The following is a 21,470-nucleotide window of genomic DNA, read 5'->3' on the forward strand; positions in this document are numbered from 1 at the left end:
AATGTCCGTATCCCGACTCGATGCCTGTTTCCAGCGCCTGCGCCAGCAGCAGCGCAAGGCCCTGATCCCCTTCATCACCGCCGGTGATCCGTCGCTGGAAGCCACGGTGCCGGTCATGCACGCGCTGGTCCAGGCCGGTGCCGATGTGATCGAACTGGGCGTGCCGTTCTCCGATCCGATGGCCGACGGCCCGACCATCCAGCGCAGCTCCGAGCGCGCGCTGGCGCGCGGTGCCGGCAACCGTTACGTGCTGCAGGCGGTGGCGCAGTTCCGGCAACAGGATACGCAGACGCCGGTGGTGCTGATGGGCTATCTCAACCCGGTGGAGATCCACGGTTACGTCGCGTTCGCCGAAGCGGCGGTGGCCGCTGGCGTGGACGGCGTGCTGCTGGTCGACCTGCCGCCGGAAGAGGCCGGCGAAGCCCAGCAGGCCTTCGACGCTGCAGGCCTTGCGCTGGTTCTGCTGGCATCGCCGACCACCAGCGAGGCACGCGCCGACAAGCTGCTGGCGCTGGCCCGTGGCTATCTGTACTACGTCAGCTTTGCCGGGGTCACCGGCGCCTCCGAGCGATTGGACAGCGACGCGGCCAGCGCACGCCTGCAGGCGCTGCGGGCCAGGGCCAGCGTGCCGGTGGTGGCCGGCTTCGGCATCAAGGACGCAGCCAGTGCGGCAGCCATGGCCCGCCAGGCCGACGGCGTGGTGGTCGGCAGCGCGCTGGTGGCGGTGCTGGCCGAAGCGAGCTCCGCCGACGATGCGGCGCAGCGCGCCGCAGCCTTCCTGGCTCCGCTGCGGCAGGCGTTGGATCAGTAATGGTGGCGCCGGGCCATGCCCGGCGCTACCCAGCACCTAAACGTACGTCCCAGCATGGTTTTTTCCAGCGGGCCCAAGGCCGGGCAGGGGGTGCACGGGCGGGGAAAGCGGAGCTAGACTGTCCGCCTTTGCGGCCCCCGGGCCGCCCTGAACGGAAGTGTCCTCCCGCATGAGTTGGCTCAGCAAGTTGATGCCGTCTGGCATCCGCACCGACAACACCCCCAGCAAGAAGCGCAGCGTCCCCGAGGGCCTGTGGGAAAAGTGCAGCAACTGCGGCAGTGCGTTGTACCGTCCGGAGCTGGAAGAGAATCTGGAGGTCTGCCCGAAGTGCGGCCACCATATGGCCATCCGCGCGCGCGCCCGTCTGGCTGCACTGTTCGACGCCGACAGCACCACCGAGATCGCTGCCCGCCTGGGGCCGACCGACCTGCTGAAGTTCAAGGACCAGAAGAAGTACAGCGAGCGCATCAAGATCGCGCAGAAGAACACCGGTGAGTACGACGCGCTGATCGCCATGCGCGGCCTGCTCAAGGGCCGTCCCCTGGTGGCCTCGTCCTTCGATTTCGCCTTCATGGGGGGCTCGATGGGCTCGGTGGTCGGCGAGCGCTTCGCCCTTGCCGCCGAAACCGCCGCCGAGATCGGCGCACCGTACGTGTGCTTCTCCGCCAGTGGTGGCGCGCGCATGCAGGAAGGCCTGTTCTCGCTGATGCAGATGGCCAAGACCTCGGCCGCGCTGGGCAGACTGCGTGAAGCCGGACAGCCGTACATTTCGGTGCTGACCCACCCGACCACCGGCGGTGTGTCCGCATCGTTCGCGATGCTGGGTGACATCAACATCGCCGAGCCGCATGCGCTGATCGGCTTCGCCGGCCCACGCGTGATCGAACAGACCGTGCGCGAAAAGCTGCCGGAAGGGTTCCAGCGTTCGGAATTCCTGCTTGAGCACGGCGCCATCGACCAGATCTGTGACCGTCGTGAACTGCGCGACCGTCTGGCCGACCTGCTGGCGATGCTGCGTCGCGAGCCGGCACCGGAGGAAGCTTGATGGGGAGCCGCAAGTACTTCGGTACCGACGGCATCCGCGGTCGGGTCGGTCAAGGGCCGATCTCGGCTGATTTCGTGCTGCGCCTGGGCAACGCCCTGGGCCGTGTGCTGGTTGCCCAGCGTGGCCAGGAGGGGCGCCGCCCGATCGTGGTGATCGGCAAGGACACGCGGATCTCCGGTTACATGTTTGAAGCCGCGCTGGAAGCCGGGCTGGTTGCTGCGGGTGCTGACGTGCAGCTCCTCGGCCCGATGCCGACCCCGGCCGTTGCCTTCCTGACCCGTACTCTGGGCGTGGATGCGGGCATCGTCATCAGTGCTTCGCACAATCCGCATTACGACAACGGCATCAAGTTCTTCTCCGCCCAGGGCGAGAAGCTCGACGATGCCACCGAGCTGGCGCTGGAAGCCGCATTGGACGTGCCGTTCACCACGGCCGTTTCGGAGAAGCTTGGCAAGGCCTCGCGTGCACGCGAGGCCGTCGGCCGCTACATCGAGTTCTGCAAGTCCAGCGTGCCACGCGCGTTCGATCTGCGCGGTGTACGCCTGGTGCTCGACTGCGCGCATGGCGCCACCTACCAGATCGCGCCGCTGCTGTTCCGCGAACTGGGGGCGGAGGTCATCGGCATCGGTGCCGAACCCAATGGTGTCAACATCAACGACGGCGTCGGGTCGACCCACATCGACAACCTCGCTGCAAAGGTGCGTGAGACCCGCGCCGATCTGGGCATCGCCTTCGATGGTGATGGTGACCGGGTGTTGATGGCCGATGACCGCGGCAACCCGGTCGATGGCGATGACCTGGTGTACATCCTGGCGCGCGCATGGCAGGCCGACGGTCGCCTGCGCGGTCCGGTGGTCGGCACCCTGATGAGCAATTTCGGTCTGGAAAAAGCCTTGGCCGAACTGCAGATTCCGTTCCAGCGCAGTAACGTCGGCGACCGCTACGTGCATCAGGCACTGGTGGAGGGAGGCGGCGTACTCGGTGGCGAAGCGTCCGGCCATCTGCTGTGCCTGGACCGGGCCACCACCGGCGACGGCATCGTCAGTGCCCTGCAGGTACTGGTGGCGCTGAAGCAGCAGGGAAAGAGCCTGCGCGAAGCGCTGCAGCCGTTGTCCAAGGTGCCGCAGAAGACGGTCAACGTGCGCCTTGGCGATGTCTCGGCCAAGGCCACCGTGCAGGCCGAGAGCGTGCAGGCTGCGCTGCTCGAAGCGCAGCAGGCGGTATCCGGTCGCGGGCGTGCCTTCCTGCGTCCTTCCGGCACCGAACCGGTGGTGCGGGTCACGGTCGAGGCCGATGACGCGACGCTGATGCAGGACACCCTGGACCGGCTTTCGGCGGCGGTCAGGACGGCGGCTGCGGCCTGAACCCTGTCGCTGGATCGAACTGACAACATGGCCGCTTGTGCGGCCATGTTGCTGTCTGCCGCAAGCAAGGCGTCAGGCGCTGCGCGGCATCTCCGTCTGCCATTTCCAGGTGTCGCGGCACATGTCCGCCAGGCCATGGCGCGCGGTCCAGCCCAGCTCGCGCAGGGCCAGGGACGGGTCGGCAAAACTCACCGCGATGTCGCCGGTACGGCGACCGGTGATCCGGAACGGAATCGGCCGGCCGACGGTCTGCTCGAAGGCCTTGATCAGTTCCAGCACGCTGTGGCCCTGGCCGGTGCCCAGGTTCAGGGTGATGCTGCGGCGCTTGTCGCGCAGGTACTGCAGCGCCAGCACGTGGGCCCGCGCCACGTCCTGCACATGGATGTAGTCGCGTACGCCGGTGCCGTCACAGGTCGGATAGTCATCGCCGAATACCTGCACTTCGGGCAGCAGGCCGGCGGCCACCTGGGCGATGTAGGGCATCAGGTTGCTGGGCGTTCCGTGCGGCAGCTCGCCGATCAGCGCGCTTGAATGCGCACCCACCGGGTTGAAGTAGCGCAGCGTTGCCACATGCAGCGACGTGTCGGCGCCGACCAGGTCGGACAGCAGCTGCTCCACCACCAGCTTTGAACGGCCATAGGGCGTCATCGCGCAGGTCGAGGCCGTTTCGGCCACCGGGCAATGGTCCTGGTCGCCGTACACGGTTGCCGACGAGCTGAACACGAACGTTCCCACGCCGGCATCGCGCATGGCGCCGAGCAGGGCGAGGGTGCCGCTGATGTTGTTGTCGAAGTAGTCCAACGGCATCTGCCGCGATTCGCCAACCGATTTCAGCGCGGCAAAATGCAGTACCGCATCGATCGAATGCTCGCGCAGCACCGCGGTGATCCGCGCACGGTCACGCACGTCGGCCTGTACGAACAGCGGCGCGATGCCGGTGATGTCGCCGATCCGGCCGATCACCCCGGCGTCGCTGTTGCACAGTGAATCGACGACGACCACCGCATGGCCCTGCTGCTGCAGTTCCACACAGGTGTGGGAGCCGATGAATCCAGCGCCGCCGGTAACCAGAACGTTCATTTCCTGTAGTCCTTCCACTCAGTGGGAGCTTCCTTGCCGAAGCTGTGTCAGCCCAGTGCTGGCAGCGCCATCACGGCCCCGGCACCATCTTCTTCTGCCGTGCCTTGAAGCCGTTGAACAGCGGTGCGATCAGCGGGTTGTAGCTCCACGCGATACGCTTGCGCAGCCAGCTTGCCGGCCGGTTGCGGATGGCGAAGCGGTAGATGCGCTCGGGATCGCCGCCTACCACGTTGCGGCCGAACGGATGGGTGGTATGCAGGTAGCGGAACCCCTGCTCACGCGCCACTTCGATGTAGTCCTGGTCGAAATCGCCGTATGGCCAGCACAGGGTGTCGGACACTTCGCCCAGCTTCTCCAGCAGCACTTCCTTGGCCATCGACAGGTCGCCACTGATGCCGGCGCGGCGCTGGGCGCGATCCAGGTCCTGGCGGCGCAGCCAGCGCGTGTGGGTGTGGGTATGGCAATGGATCTCGAAGGTGCCTGCCTCGATGGCCGCACGTGCTTCGCTCCAGCGCATCATCACCTCATCGCTGCGGCCCTGCTTGTAGATCAGGTCTTCGCAGGCGCGATGCTCGGGCGTTTCCGGCAGCGTGGCGCCGGCGATGCCGGCATGTGGGCGTATCGGGCCCTCGTGCAGCCAGCCGGTCACCACGAACACCACCGCGTGCATGCCGTACTTCTGCAGGATCGGATGGGCGTAGACCCAGTTGTCCAGGTAGCCATCATCGAAGGTGATCACGATCGACTTGCGCGGCACCGGCTTGCCTGCCAGGAAGCCGGCGTACTGGTCCAGCGTCAACGAGGTCCAGCCGGTGCGCGCCAGCCAGGCGATCTGGCTTTCGAAATTCTCCGGCGACACCGTGATCATGCCGGGCGAGTTGCTGACGTGATGATGCATCAGCACCGGTACGGTTCTGGCATTAGCCATGACCCAGCTCCTTCATCCATTGGTGGTAATAGTGTTCGGTGGCTTCAGCGTGGCCTTCGGGGCTGAAACGCGTGGCGCTGCGGATCCAGTCCCAGCCGGAACGTCCCATCTGCCGGCGGCGCTCGGGATCATCCACCAGCAGCCGCAGCGCGCCGGTGAGGGCAGCGCTGTCGCCAAGCCGGGTGAGGATGGCATTGCTGCCTTCCACCAGCATTTCAGGCACGCCGCCGACCCGATGCGACACGATCGGCAGGCCCGCCTGTGCCGCTTCCAGGAAGACCGTGCCCGATGCTTCCTTGTGGGTGGCCAGGGCGAAGATGTCAAAGCCGGGCATCAGCTGGCTGGCATCGCTGCGGAAGCCCAGCAGATGGACCTGGCGCTGCAGATCGTGTTCGGCGCAGGTGGCCTGCAGGCGCTGCATCACGGCCTGGCCATCGCCGACCACTACCAGATGCAGGTGCGGGTTGGCTTTGCACAGCGGCACCATGGCCTGCAGCAGCTCGGCGTGGCCCTTGGGTTCGCGCAGCACGGCCACGCAGCCTACGACGATGTCCTGTTCCTCGAATCCGAGCTCGGCGCGCACGCGTGCGCGCGTCTCCTGCAACGCCTGCCAGGAGGGCTCATGCGTGGCGTCGGTTGGCGCAAGCGCCATCGGCGGCACGATACCGATGTGATCGGCGGGAATGCCACGGTCGGCCAGCAGTTGCTTGACGAAGTTGCTCACCGTGATGACCCGGTGCGGCAGGCCGGTATAGGTCAGCAATGAATTCACCGGGCTCATCAGGTGGCGTGAGCGCACCACCAGCGGCGTACCGCCCAGGCGTGCACCGGCCGCGGCGATCAACGCATCGCGACGGCTGGTGGTGTTGACCACGTCGTAGCGCTCGCGGCGGACCAGCCGTGACACCGACCAGATGCCGCGCAGCAGCCGGGCCATGCCACCCATGCGCAGCGTATGCACGGTGAAGCCATCGTCGCGCGCGCGCGTGGCCAGGCGCGCATCCGGCTGGCACAGCAGGGCGACATGATGGCCGCGCGCGCGCATCACCTGCATGTGGCGGAAAATATAGATCTCCTGCCCACCCATGCCTTTGGCGGCTTCGGTATGCAGGATGCGCAGCGGACGGTTCATGCGTGGATCGGTCCTTCGGTTCAGCGGTTGCGGAAGCGCGTCAGCGCTTCCCATGCCGCGCGGATGCTGGCGGCGTCGGGGGTCTGTTGCGGCAGGGGGCGGTAGCGCGCATCGAGCGCGGTGGCGTTGCCGAATTTGTCGAACACGTAGATCGCCTCGCCATTGCGTACTGCGCGCTGCGACCAGCTTTCCACCACCAGCGCACGCTTGCCGGTCGGTGCAGCCAGCAGGTCGTGGCCGGTGCTGTAGTCGGTCAATGCGTTCTCGCAGCCCAGGCCGTGGCGCATCAGCGTCGGCACCCAGTCTTCATGCGAACTGATCCGCGCGTCGCGGCCGCCACCCTGGCCGGGCCAATGCAGCACGAAGGGCACCTGCAGCTGGTAGTTGGAGAAGTTGCCGTTGTGGCCCCAGTAGTTCAGCTTGAGGTCGTTGAATTCCTCGGCGTGGTCACCGGTCACCAGCACGATCGTGTCCTGCTCCAGCCCCTGCGCGCGCAGGTCGTCCAGCAGCGATCCAATCAGGCTGTCGGCGTAATGCACCGCGGTGTGATAACGGTTCAATTCCGGCGTTGGATCGTGCCCGGGGCCGAACTTGAGGAAATCGATGGCATCGGCCATCGGCGTGGCGAGCGGCCGATAGCCGGCCGGCATGTGGTAGGGCGCGTGGGTGGAATCGAGGAACACGAAACCAAACCACGGGCGCTGCGCAGCCTGGCTGGCGCGGATGTCCTTCTGCAGTCCAGCGACGATGGCGGCATCGCGGCCATCGGAGGTCAGTTCGGACGGCCCCTGGTGCAACTGGTCGCGGACATCGGCGAACGCGGTGCGATCGAACTCCGGGCTGTACAGCGGCGCGCTGCCATACAGATGCAGGTCATAGCCCTGCTGTCCCAGCACCTTGAACAACTGCGAGCCGCGCTGCTCGTCGAGCATGCTCGGCCAATAGCCACCCGGCAGGCCGTAAAGCAGCCCGAACAGACCATAGCGGGTGGCGTTGCCGGTGCTGAAATGATGTTCGTACACCCGCGAGGAACGGGCCAGTTGCGACACGTTGGGCATGAACTGCGCGGTGAGCACGTCATGGCGCAACGACTCCAGTACCACCATCAGCACGTTCGGCCGCTGGTGGCTCTGGCAGCGCAGGGGCTGCAACGGATAGTTGAGCTGGGCATGGCGCGGATCGGGCAGGCCGACCTGGTGCTGGCTGACCACGCCGAAGCGACGCATCGCGCTCTTGGCGGTGATCGGCTGCGCCCATGGCAGGTAGTTCCATTGGCTGATCACTGCGCGCTCGCCGAGCGCGTCGTAGTAGGCAGTGGCGACCTGGCCGCCGCCCATCAGCAGGGCAACCACCGCCCAGGCCTGCAGTACCCGCCGCCGCCGTGGCGCTGCAGGCAGCAGCTTCCAGCACGCCCAGGCCAGCAGGCCCTGCGCGGCGAAGATCGCCGATACCAGAACCGCCACTTGCAGCCAGGTCTTCCAGGACAGGCTGACCTGATCCTGCAGGGCGCCGCCGAACACCATGTTGGCGACCATCGCGTTGAGGTGGAAGCGATACAGCGCGAAGACCTTGGCATCCACCAGCAGCAGGCACAGCCACAGGCCCTGGCAGATCACCGCCGAGACGCTCAACGCGCGCGCGCTGCGCGGCCACAGGCCGATGGCCAGCGGCAGCAGGCCGGCCAGGGCACCGAACGCGAGCAGGTGGCCGGGCAGGGCGAATGCCAGGTAGGCCAGGCCGAGTGTGCCGCCAGGGTTGTCGCGCAGCGGCACGTTGCCCAGCGCGATGAGCGCGGCCAGCACGGCATTGGCCGCGATGAACAGCGACCACCACGCCAGCCTGCGCCAGCGTCGGGCGGGCCCGGGAAGAGCGGCGGTGGTGGCGTCGGGCGGGGCGGCGACCATGGAGGGGGGCGGGTTCAAGTGGGCGGCAAGGGCGTTTCCCGGCGTGACGAAGTCGTTAAACCGCGCGCGGGTGGCGCATTGTATCGGTTTGTTTCAGTGTGTCGGTGGCATGCCCCGATCTATCTGTCACAATGTTCAGATCGGTCGCCATGACATGGCGGGCCCGTACCGACTCAACGACAAGCCAGGAACCGCTGTGAGCCAGATCCCCACCCTCGACATCACCCGTTTCGACAGTGACCGCGACGCCTTCGTGGCCGAGCTGGGGGCGGCATATCGCCAATGGGGGTTTGCCGGCATCCGCAACCACGGCATTCCGCAGGCCGACATCGATGCGGCCTACGACGTCTTCAAGGCCTTCTTCGCACTGCCGGATGAGACCAAGCGGAAGTACCACGTGGCTGGCAGCGGCGGCGCCCGTGGCTATACCCCGTTCGGTGTGGAGACCGCCAAGGGCTCCAAGCACTTCGACCTGAAGGAGTTCTGGCACATCGGCCGCGAGATCGCCGACGACTCCAAGTACCGGGACGTAATGGCGCCCAATCTGTGGCCGTCCGAGGTCGAGGGCTTCCGTGAGCGTGGTTACGGCCTGTACCAGGCGTTGGACAACCTGGGGTCGCGCGTGCTTTCGGCCCTGGCCCTGCACATCGGCCTGCCGGAGCACTTCTTCGCCGACAAGACCAATTTCGGCAATTCGATCCTGCGCCCGATCCATTACCCGCCGATCACCACCGACGACATTCCGAACGTGCGCGCCGGTGCGCATGGCGACATCAACTTCATCACGCTGCTGGTCGGTGCCAGCGCGGCAGGCCTGGAAGTGCAGTCGCATGACGGGAACTGGGTGCCGTTCACCTCGGACGCGGACACCATCGTGGTCAACATCGGCGACATGCTGCAGCGCCTGACCAACCACGTGTATCCGTCGACCATCCACCGGGTGGTCAATCCCCCGGGTGAGCTGGCCCGCCAGCCGCGCTATTCGGTGCCGTTCTTCCTGCACCCGAACCCGGATTTCCTGATCGACGTGCTGCCTTCGTGCGTCACCGAGGAGAACCCGAGCCGGTACCCGGAACCGATCACCGCGCACGGCTTCCTCGAAGAGCGCCTGCGCGAGATCAAGCTGAAGTAACAAGAAGGCCGCCGAAAGGCGGTCTTCTTGTTACGGGTAGCGCCGGGCCATGCCCGGCGAGCGCAGCGGAGGGGTTTCGGCAGGGTTGCACCCTGCACCCTGCGCCCGCAGAGGCCAAAGCCAAAGCCAAAGCCAAAGCCAAAGCCAAAGCGGCTCTGGGTTTCTGTGGGTTGGGCGGGGCGGTGTGGGCTGGCAGGACACGCCGTAAACCCGTCCATGGGGGCTCCAACGGTCCTGCCAACCCACACCGCCCCGCCTTCGACAGTTTCCCGGTGACGGTTGGATTACATCTGGCGGCGGCACGACGGTTCGGCTGCGTCTGGTAGATCCACGCCATGCGTGGATGAGATCTGTCAGGTCTCGAGGCAGGGAGGAGTTGAAGCTCTGCTTTCGCTTTCGCTTTCGCTTTCGCTTTCGCTTTTGCTTTTGCTTTTTGCTTTTGATCTTCTTTTTTCTTTCCGTGGCGGGCGGAACCGCCGGAATGTGTCAGGGGCCGGCCGGGTCGGCTGCGCAGGGGCGCAGGCGCCATGGATGGCGCCTACGAGCTTACAGGGGTGAGGGCGCTTTGCCTGCGAAGCACTGCTTCGCAAGCGCCCGAACGCACAGCCGCCAGCGGCTGGGCCGGGCCCCGGAGGGGGACTTGCAGCGACCCCTGCGCAGTCCCACCCGCCCGGCCAACCCCGCAAATCCACCCGGGGCTCTCCGCGACCAACCTAAACCCGCCACGAGGGGCTGCGCCGTTGGCTGAAAATCCATGTAACCGCTTACACGGAAACGGTTTTTTGCCGCAGCAGGTATCATGGGCGGCTGAGTTCACACAGGAGCCACCCGCTCATGCGCCGCAAGATCGTCGCTGGAAACTGGAAGCTGCACGGCAGCCGTCAATTCGCCACCGAACTGCTGGGGCAGGTCGCTGCCGGGCTGCCAAAGAGCGGGGTGGAGGTGGTCATCCTGCCGCCGATGCCCTACCTGGGTGAGCTGGTCGAAGACTTCGGCGAGACCGGCCTGGCCTTTGGTGCACAGGACGTCAGCAGCAACGAGAAGGGCGCCTACACCGGTGAGGTCTGTGCGGCCATGCTGCACGAGGTGGGCGCCCGCTACGGCTTGGTCGGCCACTCCGAGCGCCGCCAGTACCATAACGAGAGCAGCGAGCTGGTCGCGCGCAAGTTCGCCGCCGCCCTGCATGCCGGCCTGGTGCCGGTGCTGTGCGTCGGTGAAACCCTTGAGCAGCGCGAGGCCGGGCAGACCGAGGCGGTCATTGCCAGCCAGCTGGCCCCGGTGCTCGAGCTTGTCGGGGCCGAAGGCTTCGCCAATGCCGTGGTCGCCTATGAGCCGGTCTGGGCGATCGGAACCGGCCGTACCGCAACCAAGGAGCAGGCGCAGCAGGTGCACGCGTTCATTCGTGGCGAAGTCGCGCGCATCGATGCTAGAATTGCTGATTCACTGCCCATTGTTTACGGCGGTAGCGTGAAGCCCGACAATGCCGGGGAACTGTTCGCGCAGCCGGATGTCGATGGTGGGCTGGTTGGTGGTGCCTCCCTGGTGGCCGCCGACTTCCTGGCCATCGCAGAGGCGGCGGCAAACAATTAGTTACGGTTGCCGGCTAGTCGCCGGCACTCTAGTCCGAGGGCGGATTTCCAATGCTGATGTTGATCCTCAATGTCGTCTACGTGCTGGTTGCCGTGGCCATGGTCGCGCTGATCCTGATGCAGCGTGGCTCGGGTGCGGCGGCAGGTTCGGGCTTTGGCGCTGGCGCCTCGGGGACCGTGTTCGGCGCGCGTGGCGCGTCCAACTTCCTGTCCAAGTCGACCAAGTGGCTGGCCGTGGTGTTCTTCGGCATCAGCCTCTTCATGGCCTGGTACGCCGGCCATGGCAACCGCCCGGCCGCTGATCAGGATCTGGGTCTGATGTCCGCCCCGGCGGCCAGCGCTCCGGCCGCTCCGGCGGGCGAATTGCCGGCCGTTCCGAAGGCCGATGCGGTCCCGGCCGCCCCGGTTCCGGCCGCAACTGTGCCGGCTCAGGCGGAATCTTCGGTTTCTGGTGAAGAAAAGCCTTCGGAAGGCTCCCAGAAAGACTGAAGCCGGTTACAATACGCGGCGCATCGGGAAGATAGTCTGATGTGATCGTTTGCCCAGGTGGCGGAATTGGTAGACGCACTACCTTGAGGTGGTAGCGACTTAGGTCGTAGGGGTTCGAGTCCCCTCTTGGGCACCATTTAGTAAGTAAAGCGGGTTGGTCTGGCGCGCAAGGCGCCAGGCAGCTTCCCGTCCACTCCCCCATGCCAAAGCGCCTGCAGGCGCAGCGGCAGAGGCAAGAGAGAATCGCTGTGCTGGCCGAATATTTGCCGTCTCTGCTGTTTCTGATCGTTGCCACCGGTATCGGCATTACGCTGATGCTGGTTGGTCGATTCCTCGGTCCCCGCCGCCCCGATCTGGAAAAGCTGTCGCCGTACGAGTGCGGCTTCGAAGCCTTCGAAGACGCGCGTATGAAGTTCGACGTGCGCTACTACCTGATCGCGATCCAGTTCATCGTCTTCGACCTGGAAATCATCTTCATCGTGCCGTGGACGCAGGTCTTCATGGAGCTTGGCGCGCGTTCGCTCGTCACCATGGGTCTGTTCGTCGGCATGCTGTTCCTCGGTTTCATCTATGTCTGGAAGAAGGGAGCGCTGGAATGGGAGTGATTCAGACTCTCGATGGCCTGATGACCAATCCTGTCCCGGAAGGGCGGGTTGACGACATCCTGCGGCCGGAAGGCGACAACCCGCTGCTGGAAAAGGGCTTTGTCACCACCAGCGTCGATGCGCTGCTGAACTGGGCACGCACCGGCTCGATGTGGCCCATGACCTTCGGTCTGGCCTGCTGTGCGGTCGAAATGATGCACGCAGGTGCGGCGCGCCTGGACCTTGACCGCTACGGTGTGGTGTTCCGCCCGTCGCCGCGCCAGTCCGACGTGATGATCGTCGCCGGCACCCTGGTCAACAAAATGGCCCCGGCGCTGCGCAAGGTCTATGACCAGATGCCCGACCCCAAGTGGGTGATCTCCATGGGCAGCTGCGCCAATGGCGGTGGTTACTACCACTATTCCTATTCTGTGGTGCGCGGCTGTGATCGCGTGGTGCCGGTGGACGTCTACGTCCCGGGCTGCCCGCCGACCGCCGAGGCGCTGGTGTACGGGATCCTGCAGCTGCAGAAGAAGATCTGGCGTACACAGACCATCGCCCGCTGACCCCTTCACCTGACAAGAGCGCGCCAAGCCCCCATGGCAGAGCAAGCATCCTTCATCGACCGACTCTCCGCACGTTTCGCTGGTGCGAAGATCATCGTGGTCGAACCCCGCGGCGAAGTGACGCTGGAAGTGCCTGCCGCTGAGTGGCACGCCACCGCCCTCGCGCTGCGTGACGAGTTTGGTTTCGAGCAGGCCGTGGACCTCTGCGGCGTCGATTACCTCGGTTATGGCTCCGACGAATGGGACACCGCCGACGTGTCCTCGCAGGGCTTCAGCCGCGGTGTCGAGGGCAAGGCCCAGGGCCGCTTCGCCTGGGGCGAATTCCCCAGCGAAGAGAGCGCCGACGGTGCCCGTCCGCAGCACATGCCGACCCAGCGCTTTGCCGTGGTCGCACAGCTGCGTTCGTACCAGCACAACCTGATGATGCACCTGCGCTGCTTCGCGCCTGACGAAGCGCTGCCGGTGGTGTCCTCGCTGACCAGTATCTGGCCGGGCCTGAACTGGTTTGAGCGTGAAGCGTTCGATCTGTATGGCGTGATCTTCGAAGGTCACCCGGACCTGCGCCGGATCCTGACCGACTACGGTTTCGTCGGCCATCCGTTCCGCAAGGACTTCCCGCTGATCGGCAACGTCGAAGTCCGCTACGACGAAGAAAAGAAGCGTGTCATCTACGAACCGGTCACCTCGGTGGAGCCGCGCGTCGGCGTGCCGCGCGTGATCCGCGACGACGCCCGCCTGCAGACCGCTGCCGGCGAGCGCTCGCAGGAGGCAGTGAAGTGAGTCACGTACACCAGGCCGGCGAAGCATTCGCCAGCAACGCTGCCGAAAGCCGGCAGGAAATCCGCAACTACACCATGAACTTCGGCCCGCAGCATCCGGCCGCGCACGGTGTGCTGCGCCTGATCCTGGAGATGGACGGCGAGACCATCATGCGTGCCGACCCGCACGTGGGTCTGCTGCACCGGGGCACCGAGAAGCTGGCCGAGTCCAAGCCCTTCAACCAGTCGATCGGCTACATGGATCGTCTGGATTACGTGTCGATGATGTGCAACGAGCACGCCTACGTGCGCTCGATCGAGACCCTGATGGGCATCGAGGCGCCGGAGCGTGCGCAGTACATCCGCACGATGTTCGACGAGATCACCCGCATCCTGAACCACCTGATGTGGCTGGGTTCCAATGCACTCGATCTGGGTGCGATGGCGGTGATGCTGTACGCCTTCCGCGAGCGCGAAGAGCTGATGGACTGCTACGAAGCGGTCTCCGGTGCGCGCATGCACGCGGCGTACTACCGTCCGGGCGGTGTCTACCGCGATCTGCCGGACCACATGCCGAAGTACAAGGAATCGCGCTGGCACAAGGGCAAGGCCCTGAAGAACCTCAACGCCTCGCGCGAAGGTTCGCTGCTGGACTTCCTGGAGAACTTCACCAATGAGTTCCCGGGCCGTGTCGACGAATACGAGACCCTGCTGACCGACAACCGTATCTGGAAGCAGCGTACCGTCGGCATCGGCGTGGTCACCCCGGAGCTGGCCCACCAGTGGGGCATGACCGGCGTGATGCTGCGTGGCTCGGGCGTCGCCTGGGATCTGCGCAAGAAGCGCCCCTATGCGAAGTACGATGCCGTCGATTTCGACATCCCGCTGGGCAAGGAAGGCGATTGCTACGATCGCTACCTGTGCCGCGTTGCCGAAATGCGTCAGTCCAACCGCATCATCAAGCAGTGCGTGGCATGGCTGAAGGCCAACCCCGGCCCGGTCATGGTCAAGAACTTCAAGGTCGCTCCGCCCAAGCGCGAGGACATGAAGGACGACATGGAAGCGCTGATCCATCACTTCAAGCTGTTCAGTGAAGGCTATTGCGTGCCGGCCGGCGAGACCTACGCCGCGGTTGAAGCGCCCAAGGGCGAATTCGGCTGCTACCTGGTTTCCGACGGCGCCAACAAGCCGTTCCGCGTACACCTTCGTGCGCCGGGCTTTGCCCACCTGTCCTCGATCGATTCGATCGTGCGCGGCCACATGCTGGCCGACGTGGTGGCGATGATCGGTACCTACGATCTGGTGTTCGGCGAGGTTGACCGGTAATGCCGTCCGCCACGCCAACGCCCGCTGCAGGCAGCCGGCGCAAGCCGGCGCCGCAGTTTCTGCAATTTCACGTTATGCATTTCGCTGAGGTCGGCCGATGAAGGCGACAGGTAATTTCGAGGCGGCGCGCGACGTCGACCCGATGGTGGTGTTGAGCGACAAAACCCGCGCTCACATCGATCACTGGCTGTCCAAGTTCCCGCCGGACCGCAAGCGCTCTGCCGTGTTGCAGGGTCTGCATGCTGCCCAGGAGCAGAACCAGGGCTGGCTGACCGACGAGCTGATCGCCGGCGTGGCCAAGTACCTGGACCTGCCGCCGGTGTGGGCCTACGAGGTTGCCAGCTTCTACTCGATGTTCGAGACCGAGAAGGTGGGCCGCAACAACGTGGCCATCTGCACGAACATCAGCTGCTGGCTCAATGGCGCCGAAGACATCGTGCGCCACTGCGAGAAGAAGCTGGGCATCAAGAACGGTCAGTCGACCGCTGACGGCCGCGTCTACCTCAAGCGCGAGGAAGAGTGCCTGGCCGGCTGCGCGGGTGCACCGATGATGGTCATCAATGGTCACTACCATGAGCGTCTGACCCTGGAAAAGGTCGACGAGCTTCTGGACGGGCTGGAGTAAGGGCATGGCACATCACCACGAATCCAAGGGTCCGGTCGGCCCCGCGCCGCTGCCGCACCAGGTGGTCTACACCACCCTGCATTACGACACCCCGTGGTCGTACGAAAGCTATCTGAAGACCGGTGGCTACGCTGCCCTGCGCAAGATCCTCGAAGAGAAGATCCCGCCGGAGCAGGTCATCGAGATGGTCAAGGCCTCGGGCCTGCGCGGCCGCGGCGGCGCAGGTTTCCCGACCGGCCTGAAGTGGTCCTTCATGCCCAAGGGCAACGTGCAGAAGTACATCCTCTGCAACTCGGATGAATCCGAGCCGGGCACCTGCAAGGATCGCGACATCCTGCGCTACAACCCGCATTCGGTGGTCGAAGGCATGGCGATTGCCTGCTACGCCACCGGTTCGACCGTGGGCTACAACTACCTGCGCGGTGAATTCCACCACGAGCCGTTCGAGCACTTCGAGCAGGCCCTGGCCGATGCCTATGCAAACGGCTGGCTGGGCAAGAACGTGCTGGGTTCGGGCGTGGATATCGACATCTACGGCGCCCTGGGTGCCGGCGCCTACATCTGCGGCGAAGAAACCGCGCTGATGGAATCGCTGGAAGGCAAGAAGGGCCAGCCGCGCTACAAGCCGCCGTTCCCGGCCAATTTCGGCCTGTATGGCAAGCCGTCGACGATCAACAACACCGAAACCTACGGTTCGGTGCCGGCGATCATCCGCAATGGTCCGGAGTGGTTCAAGGGCCTGAGCCTGACCGCCAATGGCGGCCCGAAGTGCTTCTCGGTGTCCGGCTGCGTGCAGAAGGGCGGCAATTTCGAAGTGCCGCTGGGCACCACCTTCGACGACCTGCTGGAAATGGCCGGCGGCCTCAAGCCGGGTCGCAAGCTGAAGGGCGCGATCCCGGGCGGCGTGTCCATGCCGGTGCTGACCGCGGCCGAACTGAAGGGCCTGCCGATGGACTACGACACCATCCGTGCGCTGGGCTCCGGCCTGGGCTCCGGTGCGGTCGTGGTCCTGGATGACAGCGTCTGCTGCGTCAAGTTCGCCTGCCGCATCAGCCAGTTCTTCCACAAGGAATCCTGTGGCCAGTGCACCCCGTGCCGCGAAGGTACCGGCTGGATGCACCGCGTGCTGGAGCGCATCGTCGCTGGCAAGGCCACCATGGAAGACCTGCACCAGTTGAAGACTGTGGCCGGCCAGATCGAAGGCCATACCATCTGTGCGTTCGGCGAAGCGGCGGCATGGCCCATCCAGGGCTTCCTGCGCCAGTTCTGGGACGAATTCGAGTACTACATCGTCAACGGTCATTCGATGGTTGACGGCAAGAAGGTGGAGGCAGCCGCTGCATGAGCGCGCAACCCATAAATCCCAGCGTGCCACCGGACCACGTCACCATCGAGATCGATGGCAGGTCACTGGTCGTGCCCAAGGGTTCGATGATCATCCAGGCCGCCGACAAGGCGGGCATTTCGATTCCGCGCTTCTGCTACCACGAGAAGCTGCCGATCGCTGCCAACTGCCGCATGTGCCTGGTGGATGTGGAAAAGTCGCCGAAGCCGGCACCGGCCTGCGCCACGCCGGTGATGGAAGGCATGAAGGTCGCCACCCGCAGTGAAAAGGCGCTGAAGTTCCAGCGCTCGGTGATGGAGTTCCTGCTGATCAACCACCCGCTGGATTGCCCGATCTGCGATCAGGGCGGCGAGTGCGAACTGCAGGACGTGTCGCTGGGCTACGGTCGTTCGGTCAGCCGCTTCAACGAGCGCAAGCGCGTGGTGGCCGACGAGGACATGGGCCCGCTGGTCGCCACCGAGATGACCCGCTGCATCCAGTGCACCCGTTGCGTCCGCTTCACCGCCGACGTTGCCGGTACCTATGAACTGGGTGGCATGTACCGCGGTGAGAACCTGCAGATCGGCACCTACGACGGCAAGCCGCTGACCACCGAGCTTTCGGGCAACGTCGTCGACGTGTGCCCGGTCGGGGCGCTGACCAACAAGGTGTTCCAGTTCCGCGCCCGTCCGTGGGAACTGACCGCGCGCGAATCGCTGGGCTACCACGACGCGATGGGCTCGAACCTGTTCCTGCACGTGCGTCGCGGCGAAGTGCTGCGTACCGTGCCGCGCGACAACGAGGCGGTCAACGAGTGCTGGCTGTCCGATCGTGACCGTTATTCGCACCAGGGCCTGTACAGCGAAGACCGTGCGGTCAAGCCGCTGCGCAAGGTCAATGGCGAGTGGAAGGAAGTGAGCTGGGCTGAAGGCCTGGCCGCGGCCGCCGGGATCCTCAAGGCCAACCAGGGCGACAACCTGGGCGTGCTGGTGCACCCGTCGACGTCGAACGAAGAGGGCGCACTGCTGGCCCGCCTGGCCACCGGCCTGGGTTCGGCCAACATCGACCACCGCATCAACAACCGCGACTTCTCCGACGCCGCCACTGCCGAAGTGTTCGGCCTGCCGCTGGCCGAGATCGAAGGCGCGGACCGCATCGTCGTGCTCGGCAGCAACATCCGCCACGAGCTGCCGTTGCTGCACGCCCGCCTGCGCAAGGCGCAGACCCAGAACGGCGCGAAGATCCACGTGGTCAACCCGGTCGACTTCGACTTCGCGTTCAGCGTTGCCGGCAAGCAGATCGTGGCTCCGTCGAAGTTCGCCGATGCGCTGGCCAACGCCGAGCTGCGTTCGGCGGTGCAGGGCGGTACCAATACGGTGCTGATCGTCGGTGGCATCGCCGAGAACCATCCGCAGGCTGCCGCGATCCGCGCCGCTGCGCGTGATTTCGCCGCCGCCACCGGTGCCAAGCTGTGCCGCATCCCGCAGGGTGCCAATGCGATCGGCCTGACCCGCGCCGGCGTGCTGCCGGCCGGCAAGGACGTCGCTGCGATGCTGGCCGATCCGCGCAAGGCCTACGTGGTCTATGGCCTGGAACCGGGCCTGGACTTCGCCGATGCTCCGGCCGCGCGCAAGGCGCTGGTCGGCGCACAGGTGGTGGCCTTCAGCCAGTTCGCCTGCGCCTCGACCCGCGACGTTGCCGACGTGATCCTGCCGATCGGTGCGCTGCCGGAAATCGACGCGACCCTGACCAACCTCGATGGTCGCGAGCAGTCGGCGCGTGCCGGCGGCAAGCTGCCGGGCGAAGCCCGCGAGGGCTGGCGCGTTCTGCGTGCGCTCGGCGGTGAGCTGGCCGTGGCCGGTTTCGAATTCATCGACCTGGCCGGCCTGCGCGCCAGCCTGGCACCGGTGACCGTGCAGGTGTCCGCTTCGGCACAGCCGGTGCTGGCGGGCGAGGGCATGGAAGTGGCCTCGACCGCTGCGATCTACCGCACCGATGCGGTGGTCCGTCGCGCCCCGGCGCTGCAGTCGCATCCGCTCAACAACGCCCCGCGCATCGTGCTCAACGCTGACGATGCCGCCCGCCTGCAGCTGCAGGAAGGGCAGATGGCCAAGGTCGGCACCGATGCCGGCAAGGCCACCCTGCCGGTGGTGGTCGACGCCCGCGTCGCAGCGGGTTCGGTCTGGATTGAATCGGGCCACGGCGCAACCGCGCCGCTGGGTGCCGCTCGTGTTTCGGTGGTGGCTGCATGAACGAATTGCTGATTAACGCGGTCGATCCGCTGCACCAGTGGCTGCTTGGCCTGGGTGACATCGGCGCGCTGATCTGGATCATCCTGAAGATCCTGGTGATCACCGTTCCGGTGATCGTCTCGGTGGCCTTCTACGTGGTCTGGGAACGCAAGCTGATCGGCTGGATGCACGTCCGCCACGGCCCGATGTACGTGGGCATGGGCATCTTCCAGGCCTTCGCCGACGTCTTCAAGCTGCTGTTCAAGGAAGTGGTCCAGCCGAGCAGCGCCAACAAGGCGATCTACCTGCTGGCACCGCTGATCACCCTTGCCCCGGCCTTTGCGGCCTGGGCGGTGGTGCCCTTCGATTCGCAGCTGGTGCTGTCCAACGCCAACGCCGGCCTGCTGTACCTGCTGGCGATGACCTCGTTGGGCATCTACGGCATCATCCTCGCCGGTTGGGCGTCCAACTCGAAGTATGCGTTCCTGGGTGCCATGCGCGCCTCGGCGCAGATGATCAGCTACGAAATCGCGATGGGTTTCGCCCTGGTCGGCGTGATGATCGCTTCGGGCAGCCTCAATCTCAGCAACATCGTGATGGCCCAGGCCGGCAACTCCGGTTTCTTCGACTGGTTCCTGTTGCCGCTGTTCCCGCTGTTCATCGTGTACTGGGTGTCCGGCGTTGCCGAGACCAACCGCGCGCCGTTCGACGTCGTGGAAGGCGAGTCGGAAATCGTCGCCGGCCACATGGTCGAGTATTCCGGCGGTGCGTTCGCCCTGTTCTTCCTGGCCGAGTACGCGAACATGATCCTGATCAGCTTCCTGATCTCGATCTTCTTCCTCGGCGGCTGGCTGAGCCCGATCCAGGGCTGGGTCAACCCGGGCGAGATCTCGCCGTTCATCGACTGGATCTGGAAGGGCGGCTGGCCGTGGCTGTTCGTCAAGGTCTTCTTCTTCGCCAGTGCCTACATCTGGTTCCGTGCAAGCTTCCCGCGCTTCCGCTATGACCAGATCATGCGCCTGGGCTGGAAGGTCTTCATCCCGCTGACCATTCTCTGGATCGCGGTTACCGCCGTCATGGTGTTCTTCGGCGTGATTCAAAAGGGCGTCTAAGTGATGAACAGGATTACCCATTACTTCAAGAGCCTGCTGCTGCTCGAACTGCTGGCCGGTCTCTGGCTGACGCTGAAGTACAGCTTCAAGCCGAAGTACACGATGATGTACCCGATGGAGAAGTTCCCGCAGTCGCCGCGCTTCCGTGGCCTGCATGCCCTGCGCCGTTATCCCAACGGTGAAGAGCGCTGCATCGCCTGCAAGCTGTGCGAAGCGGTGTGCCCGGCATTGGCCATCACCATCGATTCGGCCAAGCGCGAGGACGGCACCCGCCGTACCACCCGCTACGACATCGATCTGTTCAAGTGCATCTTCTGCGGCTTCTGTGAGGAAAGCTGCCCGGTGGACTCGATCGTCGAGACCCACATCCTCGAGTACCACTTCGAGAATCGTGGCGAAAACATCGTTACCAAGCCGCAGCTGCTGGCCCTGGGCGACCGTCTCGAATCCGAGATCGCCGAGCGTCGTGCCGCCGATGCCGCTTACCGCTGAGGTCGAGAGATGGATTGGGTAAATATCGCTTTCTGGGTCTTCGCCATCGCGGCAACGGTTTCGGCCGGTGCGGTGATCAGCGTGCGCAACCCCGTGCACGCCGTCCTGTGCCTGGTGCTGACCTTCTTCTCCATCGCCTGCGTGTGGCTGCTGGTCGGCGCCGAGTTCCTCGGCGTGGCCCTGGTGCTGGTCTACGTGGGTGCGGTGATGGTGTTGTTCCTGTTCGTGGTGATGATGCTCGACATCGATCCGGACAAGCTGCGTGAAGGCTGGGTGCGCTACCTGCCGGTCGGCCTGATCGTCGCCGTGGCGATGTTGGTGCAGATGCTGATCCTGATCGGCGTGAAGGGCAGGACGGTCAACCCGTTCCCGGCCGACAATGCCGCCGCGATGGCCGCCGACAGTTCCAATGTCACCTGGCTGGCACGCAGCCTGTTCACCGAATACCTGCTGCCGTTCGAGTTCGCCGCCGTCATCCTGACCGTGGCCGTGGTCGCCGCGGTGATGCTGACCCTGCGCCGTCGTGAAGGCCTGAAGACGCAGAACCCGTCGCAGCAGACCATGGTCAAGGCACACGACCGCCTGCGCATGGTCAAGATGGACGCCGAACAGCCGCAGATCCACAGCAACAGCACGCCGGCCGCGGGCGACGAGGAGACCAAGGCATGATCTCGATCACTCTGGGCCACATCCTGGCGCTGGGCGCGGTGCTGTTCTGCATCAGCCTCGCCGGCATCTTCCTCAACCGCAAGAACATCATCGTCCTGCTGATGTCCATCGAGTTGATGCTGCTGTCGGTCAACATCAATTTCGTCGGGTTCTCGCGGGAACTGGGGGACACGGCCGGCCAGCTGTTCGTGTTCTTCATCCTGACCGTGGCTGCTGCCGAGGCCGCCATCGGCCTGGCGATCCTGGTGACCCTGTTCCGTACACGCCGCACGATCAATGTCGGCGAAGTCGATTCGTTGAAGGGCTGAT

Annotated in this window: 21 protein-coding genes and 1 tRNA gene; 18 read left to right on the forward strand and 4 right to left on the reverse strand. The window is 65.2% G+C overall.

The features are described from left to right. Position 1 precedes the first annotated feature (1 nt). The 3 genes from trpA (at position 2) to glmM (ending at position 3,220) form a co-directional block, all read left to right on the forward strand. On the forward strand, positions 2–811 hold the full coding sequence (gene trpA, locus K5K93_RS18665) for a tryptophan synthase subunit alpha (protein ID WP_222388662.1): 810 nt from the start codon (positions 2–4) through the stop codon (positions 809–811). Between the two features lie 169 nt (positions 812–980). Continuing rightward, positions 981–1,856 carry an acetyl-CoA carboxylase, carboxyltransferase subunit beta gene (gene accD, locus K5K93_RS18670; protein WP_093820622.1) on the forward strand — a complete coding sequence of 292 codons (876 nt, stop codon included), beginning with the start codon at positions 981–983 and terminating at the stop codon, positions 1,854–1,856. Further along, complete coding sequence (gene glmM, locus K5K93_RS18675; RefSeq protein WP_222388663.1) at positions 1,856–3,220, forward strand: phosphoglucosamine mutase; 1,365 nt, start codon at positions 1,856–1,858, stop codon at positions 3,218–3,220. The genes accD and glmM overlap by 1 nt, the downstream gene beginning before the upstream one ends. A gap of 72 nt (positions 3,221–3,292) precedes the next feature. Here the strand turns inward: glmM and galE are convergent, their stop codons facing one another. The 4 genes from galE to K5K93_RS18695 form a co-directional block, all read right to left on the reverse strand. After that, on the reverse strand, positions 3,293–4,300 hold the full coding sequence (galE, locus tag K5K93_RS18680; RefSeq protein ID WP_093820618.1) for a UDP-glucose 4-epimerase GalE: 1,008 nt from the start codon (positions 4,298–4,300) through the stop codon (positions 3,293–3,295). Between the two features lie 70 nt (positions 4,301–4,370). Continuing rightward, entirely contained in the window at positions 4,371–5,228 is an 858-nt protein-coding gene (locus K5K93_RS18685) for a polysaccharide deacetylase family protein (RefSeq protein ID WP_222388664.1), read from the reverse strand. Beyond that, complete coding sequence (locus K5K93_RS18690; RefSeq protein ID WP_222388665.1) at positions 5,221–6,360, reverse strand: glycosyltransferase family 4 protein; 1,140 nt, start codon at positions 6,358–6,360, stop codon at positions 5,221–5,223. Before K5K93_RS18690 ends, K5K93_RS18685 begins: the two co-directional genes overlap by 8 nt. A gap of 20 nt (positions 6,361–6,380) precedes the next feature. Further along, entirely contained in the window at positions 6,381–8,264 is a 1,884-nt protein-coding gene (locus K5K93_RS18695; protein WP_222388666.1) for a DUF3413 domain-containing protein, read from the reverse strand. A 154-nt stretch (positions 8,265–8,418) separates the two neighbouring features. Here K5K93_RS18695 and K5K93_RS18700 point away from each other — a divergent pair, with 154 nt between their 5' ends. From K5K93_RS18700 to nuoK, 15 genes are all read left to right on the forward strand, one after another. Beyond that, on the forward strand, positions 8,419–9,396 hold the full coding sequence (locus K5K93_RS18700) for a 2-oxoglutarate and iron-dependent oxygenase domain-containing protein (protein WP_222388667.1): 978 nt from the start codon (positions 8,419–8,421) through the stop codon (positions 9,394–9,396). A gap of 834 nt (positions 9,397–10,230) precedes the next feature. Beyond that, positions 10,231–10,986, forward strand: a complete 756-nt coding sequence (gene tpiA, locus K5K93_RS18705; protein WP_140226407.1) for a triose-phosphate isomerase — start codon at positions 10,231–10,233, stop codon at positions 10,984–10,986. A gap of 50 nt (positions 10,987–11,036) precedes the next feature. Beyond that, positions 11,037–11,474 carry a preprotein translocase subunit SecG gene (gene secG / locus K5K93_RS18710; RefSeq protein ID WP_025876192.1) on the forward strand — a complete coding sequence of 146 codons (438 nt, stop codon included), beginning with the start codon at positions 11,037–11,039 and terminating at the stop codon, positions 11,472–11,474. A 51-nt stretch (positions 11,475–11,525) separates the two neighbouring features. Then, a tRNA-Leu gene (locus K5K93_RS18715) sits at positions 11,526–11,610 on the forward strand. Between the two features lie 112 nt (positions 11,611–11,722). Next, entirely contained in the window at positions 11,723–12,079 is a 357-nt protein-coding gene (locus K5K93_RS18720; protein ID WP_005414075.1) for an NADH-quinone oxidoreductase subunit A, read from the forward strand. After that, entirely contained in the window at positions 12,070–12,624 is a 555-nt protein-coding gene (locus tag K5K93_RS18725; protein ID WP_025876198.1) for an NADH-quinone oxidoreductase subunit B, read from the forward strand. The genes K5K93_RS18720 and K5K93_RS18725 overlap by 10 nt, the downstream gene beginning before the upstream one ends. Positions 12,625–12,657: 33 nt before the next feature. Next, entirely contained in the window at positions 12,658–13,404 is a 747-nt protein-coding gene (locus tag K5K93_RS18730; RefSeq protein ID WP_222388668.1) for an NADH-quinone oxidoreductase subunit C, read from the forward strand. Further along, entirely contained in the window at positions 13,401–14,708 is a 1,308-nt protein-coding gene (locus tag K5K93_RS18735; protein WP_049465988.1) for an NADH-quinone oxidoreductase subunit D, read from the forward strand. Before K5K93_RS18730 ends, K5K93_RS18735 begins: the two co-directional genes overlap by 4 nt. Positions 14,709–14,805: 97 nt before the next feature. Continuing rightward, entirely contained in the window at positions 14,806–15,333 is a 528-nt protein-coding gene (gene nuoE, locus K5K93_RS18740) for an NADH-quinone oxidoreductase subunit NuoE (protein ID WP_025876204.1), read from the forward strand. Positions 15,334–15,337: 4 nt separating this feature from the next. Continuing rightward, on the forward strand, positions 15,338–16,678 hold the full coding sequence (gene nuoF / locus K5K93_RS18745; protein ID WP_025876206.1) for an NADH-quinone oxidoreductase subunit NuoF: 1,341 nt from the start codon (positions 15,338–15,340) through the stop codon (positions 16,676–16,678). Beyond that, positions 16,675–18,909: an NADH-quinone oxidoreductase subunit NuoG gene (nuoG, locus tag K5K93_RS18750; protein WP_222388669.1), complete on the forward strand. Its 2,235-nt coding sequence runs from the start codon at positions 16,675–16,677 to the stop codon at positions 18,907–18,909. The genes nuoF and nuoG overlap by 4 nt, the downstream gene beginning before the upstream one ends. Beyond that, positions 18,906–20,000, forward strand: coding sequence for an NADH-quinone oxidoreductase subunit NuoH (nuoH, locus tag K5K93_RS18755; protein WP_080148362.1), 1,095 nt, complete (start codon positions 18,906–18,908; stop codon positions 19,998–20,000). Before nuoG ends, nuoH begins: the two co-directional genes overlap by 4 nt. A 3-nt stretch (positions 20,001–20,003) precedes the next feature. Further along, on the forward strand, positions 20,004–20,492 hold the full coding sequence (nuoI, locus tag K5K93_RS18760) for an NADH-quinone oxidoreductase subunit NuoI (protein ID WP_005417924.1): 489 nt from the start codon (positions 20,004–20,006) through the stop codon (positions 20,490–20,492). A 9-nt stretch (positions 20,493–20,501) separates the two neighbouring features. After that, a complete protein-coding gene (locus K5K93_RS18765; RefSeq protein ID WP_222388670.1) occupies positions 20,502–21,161 on the forward strand; it encodes an NADH-quinone oxidoreductase subunit J in 660 nt (219 codons plus the stop codon). Continuing rightward, positions 21,158–21,469 (forward strand): NADH-quinone oxidoreductase subunit NuoK, encoded by a 312-nt coding sequence (gene nuoK, locus K5K93_RS18770; protein ID WP_032951897.1) that lies wholly within the window; start codon positions 21,158–21,160, stop codon positions 21,467–21,469. Before K5K93_RS18765 ends, nuoK begins: the two co-directional genes overlap by 4 nt. The last annotated feature ends 1 nt before the right edge of the window (position 21,470 follow it).

This window comes from Stenotrophomonas sp. DR822 (assembly GCF_019793815.1).
In the GTDB taxonomy this organism is placed as follows: domain Bacteria; phylum Pseudomonadota; class Gammaproteobacteria; order Xanthomonadales; family Xanthomonadaceae; genus Stenotrophomonas; species Stenotrophomonas indicatrix.

Bases quoted from the DNA above. Each gene is read 5' to 3' on its own strand.
- trpA (WP_222388662.1), top strand. From the start codon at position 2: ATGTCCGTATCCCGACTCGATGCCTGTTTCCAGCGCCTGCGCCAGCAG.
- accD (WP_093820622.1), top strand. From the start codon at position 981: ATGAGTTGGCTCAGCAAGTTGATGCCGTCTGGCATCCGCACCGACAAC.
- glmM (WP_222388663.1), top strand. From the start codon at position 1,856: ATGGGGAGCCGCAAGTACTTCGGTACCGACGGCATCCGCGGTCGGGTC.
- galE (WP_093820618.1), bottom strand. From the start codon at position 4,300: ATGAACGTTCTGGTTACCGGCGGCGCTGGATTCATCGGCTCCCACACC.
- K5K93_RS18685 (WP_222388664.1), bottom strand. From the start codon at position 5,228: ATGGCTAATGCCAGAACCGTACCGGTGCTGATGCATCATCACGTCAGC.
- K5K93_RS18690 (WP_222388665.1), bottom strand. From the start codon at position 6,360: ATGAACCGTCCGCTGCGCATCCTGCATACCGAAGCCGCCAAAGGCATG.
- K5K93_RS18695 (WP_222388666.1), bottom strand. From the start codon at position 8,264: ATGGTCGCCGCCCCGCCCGACGCCACCACCGCCGCTCTTCCCGGGCCC.
- K5K93_RS18700 (WP_222388667.1), top strand. From the start codon at position 8,419: ATGGCGGGCCCGTACCGACTCAACGACAAGCCAGGAACCGCTGTGAGC.
- tpiA (WP_140226407.1), top strand. From the start codon at position 10,231: ATGCGCCGCAAGATCGTCGCTGGAAACTGGAAGCTGCACGGCAGCCGT.
- secG (WP_025876192.1), top strand. From the start codon at position 11,037: ATGCTGATGTTGATCCTCAATGTCGTCTACGTGCTGGTTGCCGTGGCC.
- K5K93_RS18725 (WP_025876198.1), top strand. From the start codon at position 12,070: ATGGGAGTGATTCAGACTCTCGATGGCCTGATGACCAATCCTGTCCCG.
- K5K93_RS18730 (WP_222388668.1), top strand. From the start codon at position 12,658: ATGGCAGAGCAAGCATCCTTCATCGACCGACTCTCCGCACGTTTCGCT.
- nuoE (WP_025876204.1), top strand. From the start codon at position 14,806: ATGAAGGCGACAGGTAATTTCGAGGCGGCGCGCGACGTCGACCCGATG.
- nuoF (WP_025876206.1), top strand. From the start codon at position 15,338: ATGGCACATCACCACGAATCCAAGGGTCCGGTCGGCCCCGCGCCGCTG.
- nuoG (WP_222388669.1), top strand. From the start codon at position 16,675: ATGAGCGCGCAACCCATAAATCCCAGCGTGCCACCGGACCACGTCACC.
- nuoH (WP_080148362.1), top strand. From the start codon at position 18,906: ATGAACGAATTGCTGATTAACGCGGTCGATCCGCTGCACCAGTGGCTG.
- nuoI (WP_005417924.1), top strand. From the start codon at position 20,004: ATGAACAGGATTACCCATTACTTCAAGAGCCTGCTGCTGCTCGAACTG.
- K5K93_RS18765 (WP_222388670.1), top strand. From the start codon at position 20,502: ATGGATTGGGTAAATATCGCTTTCTGGGTCTTCGCCATCGCGGCAACG.
- nuoK (WP_032951897.1), top strand. From the start codon at position 21,158: ATGATCTCGATCACTCTGGGCCACATCCTGGCGCTGGGCGCGGTGCTG.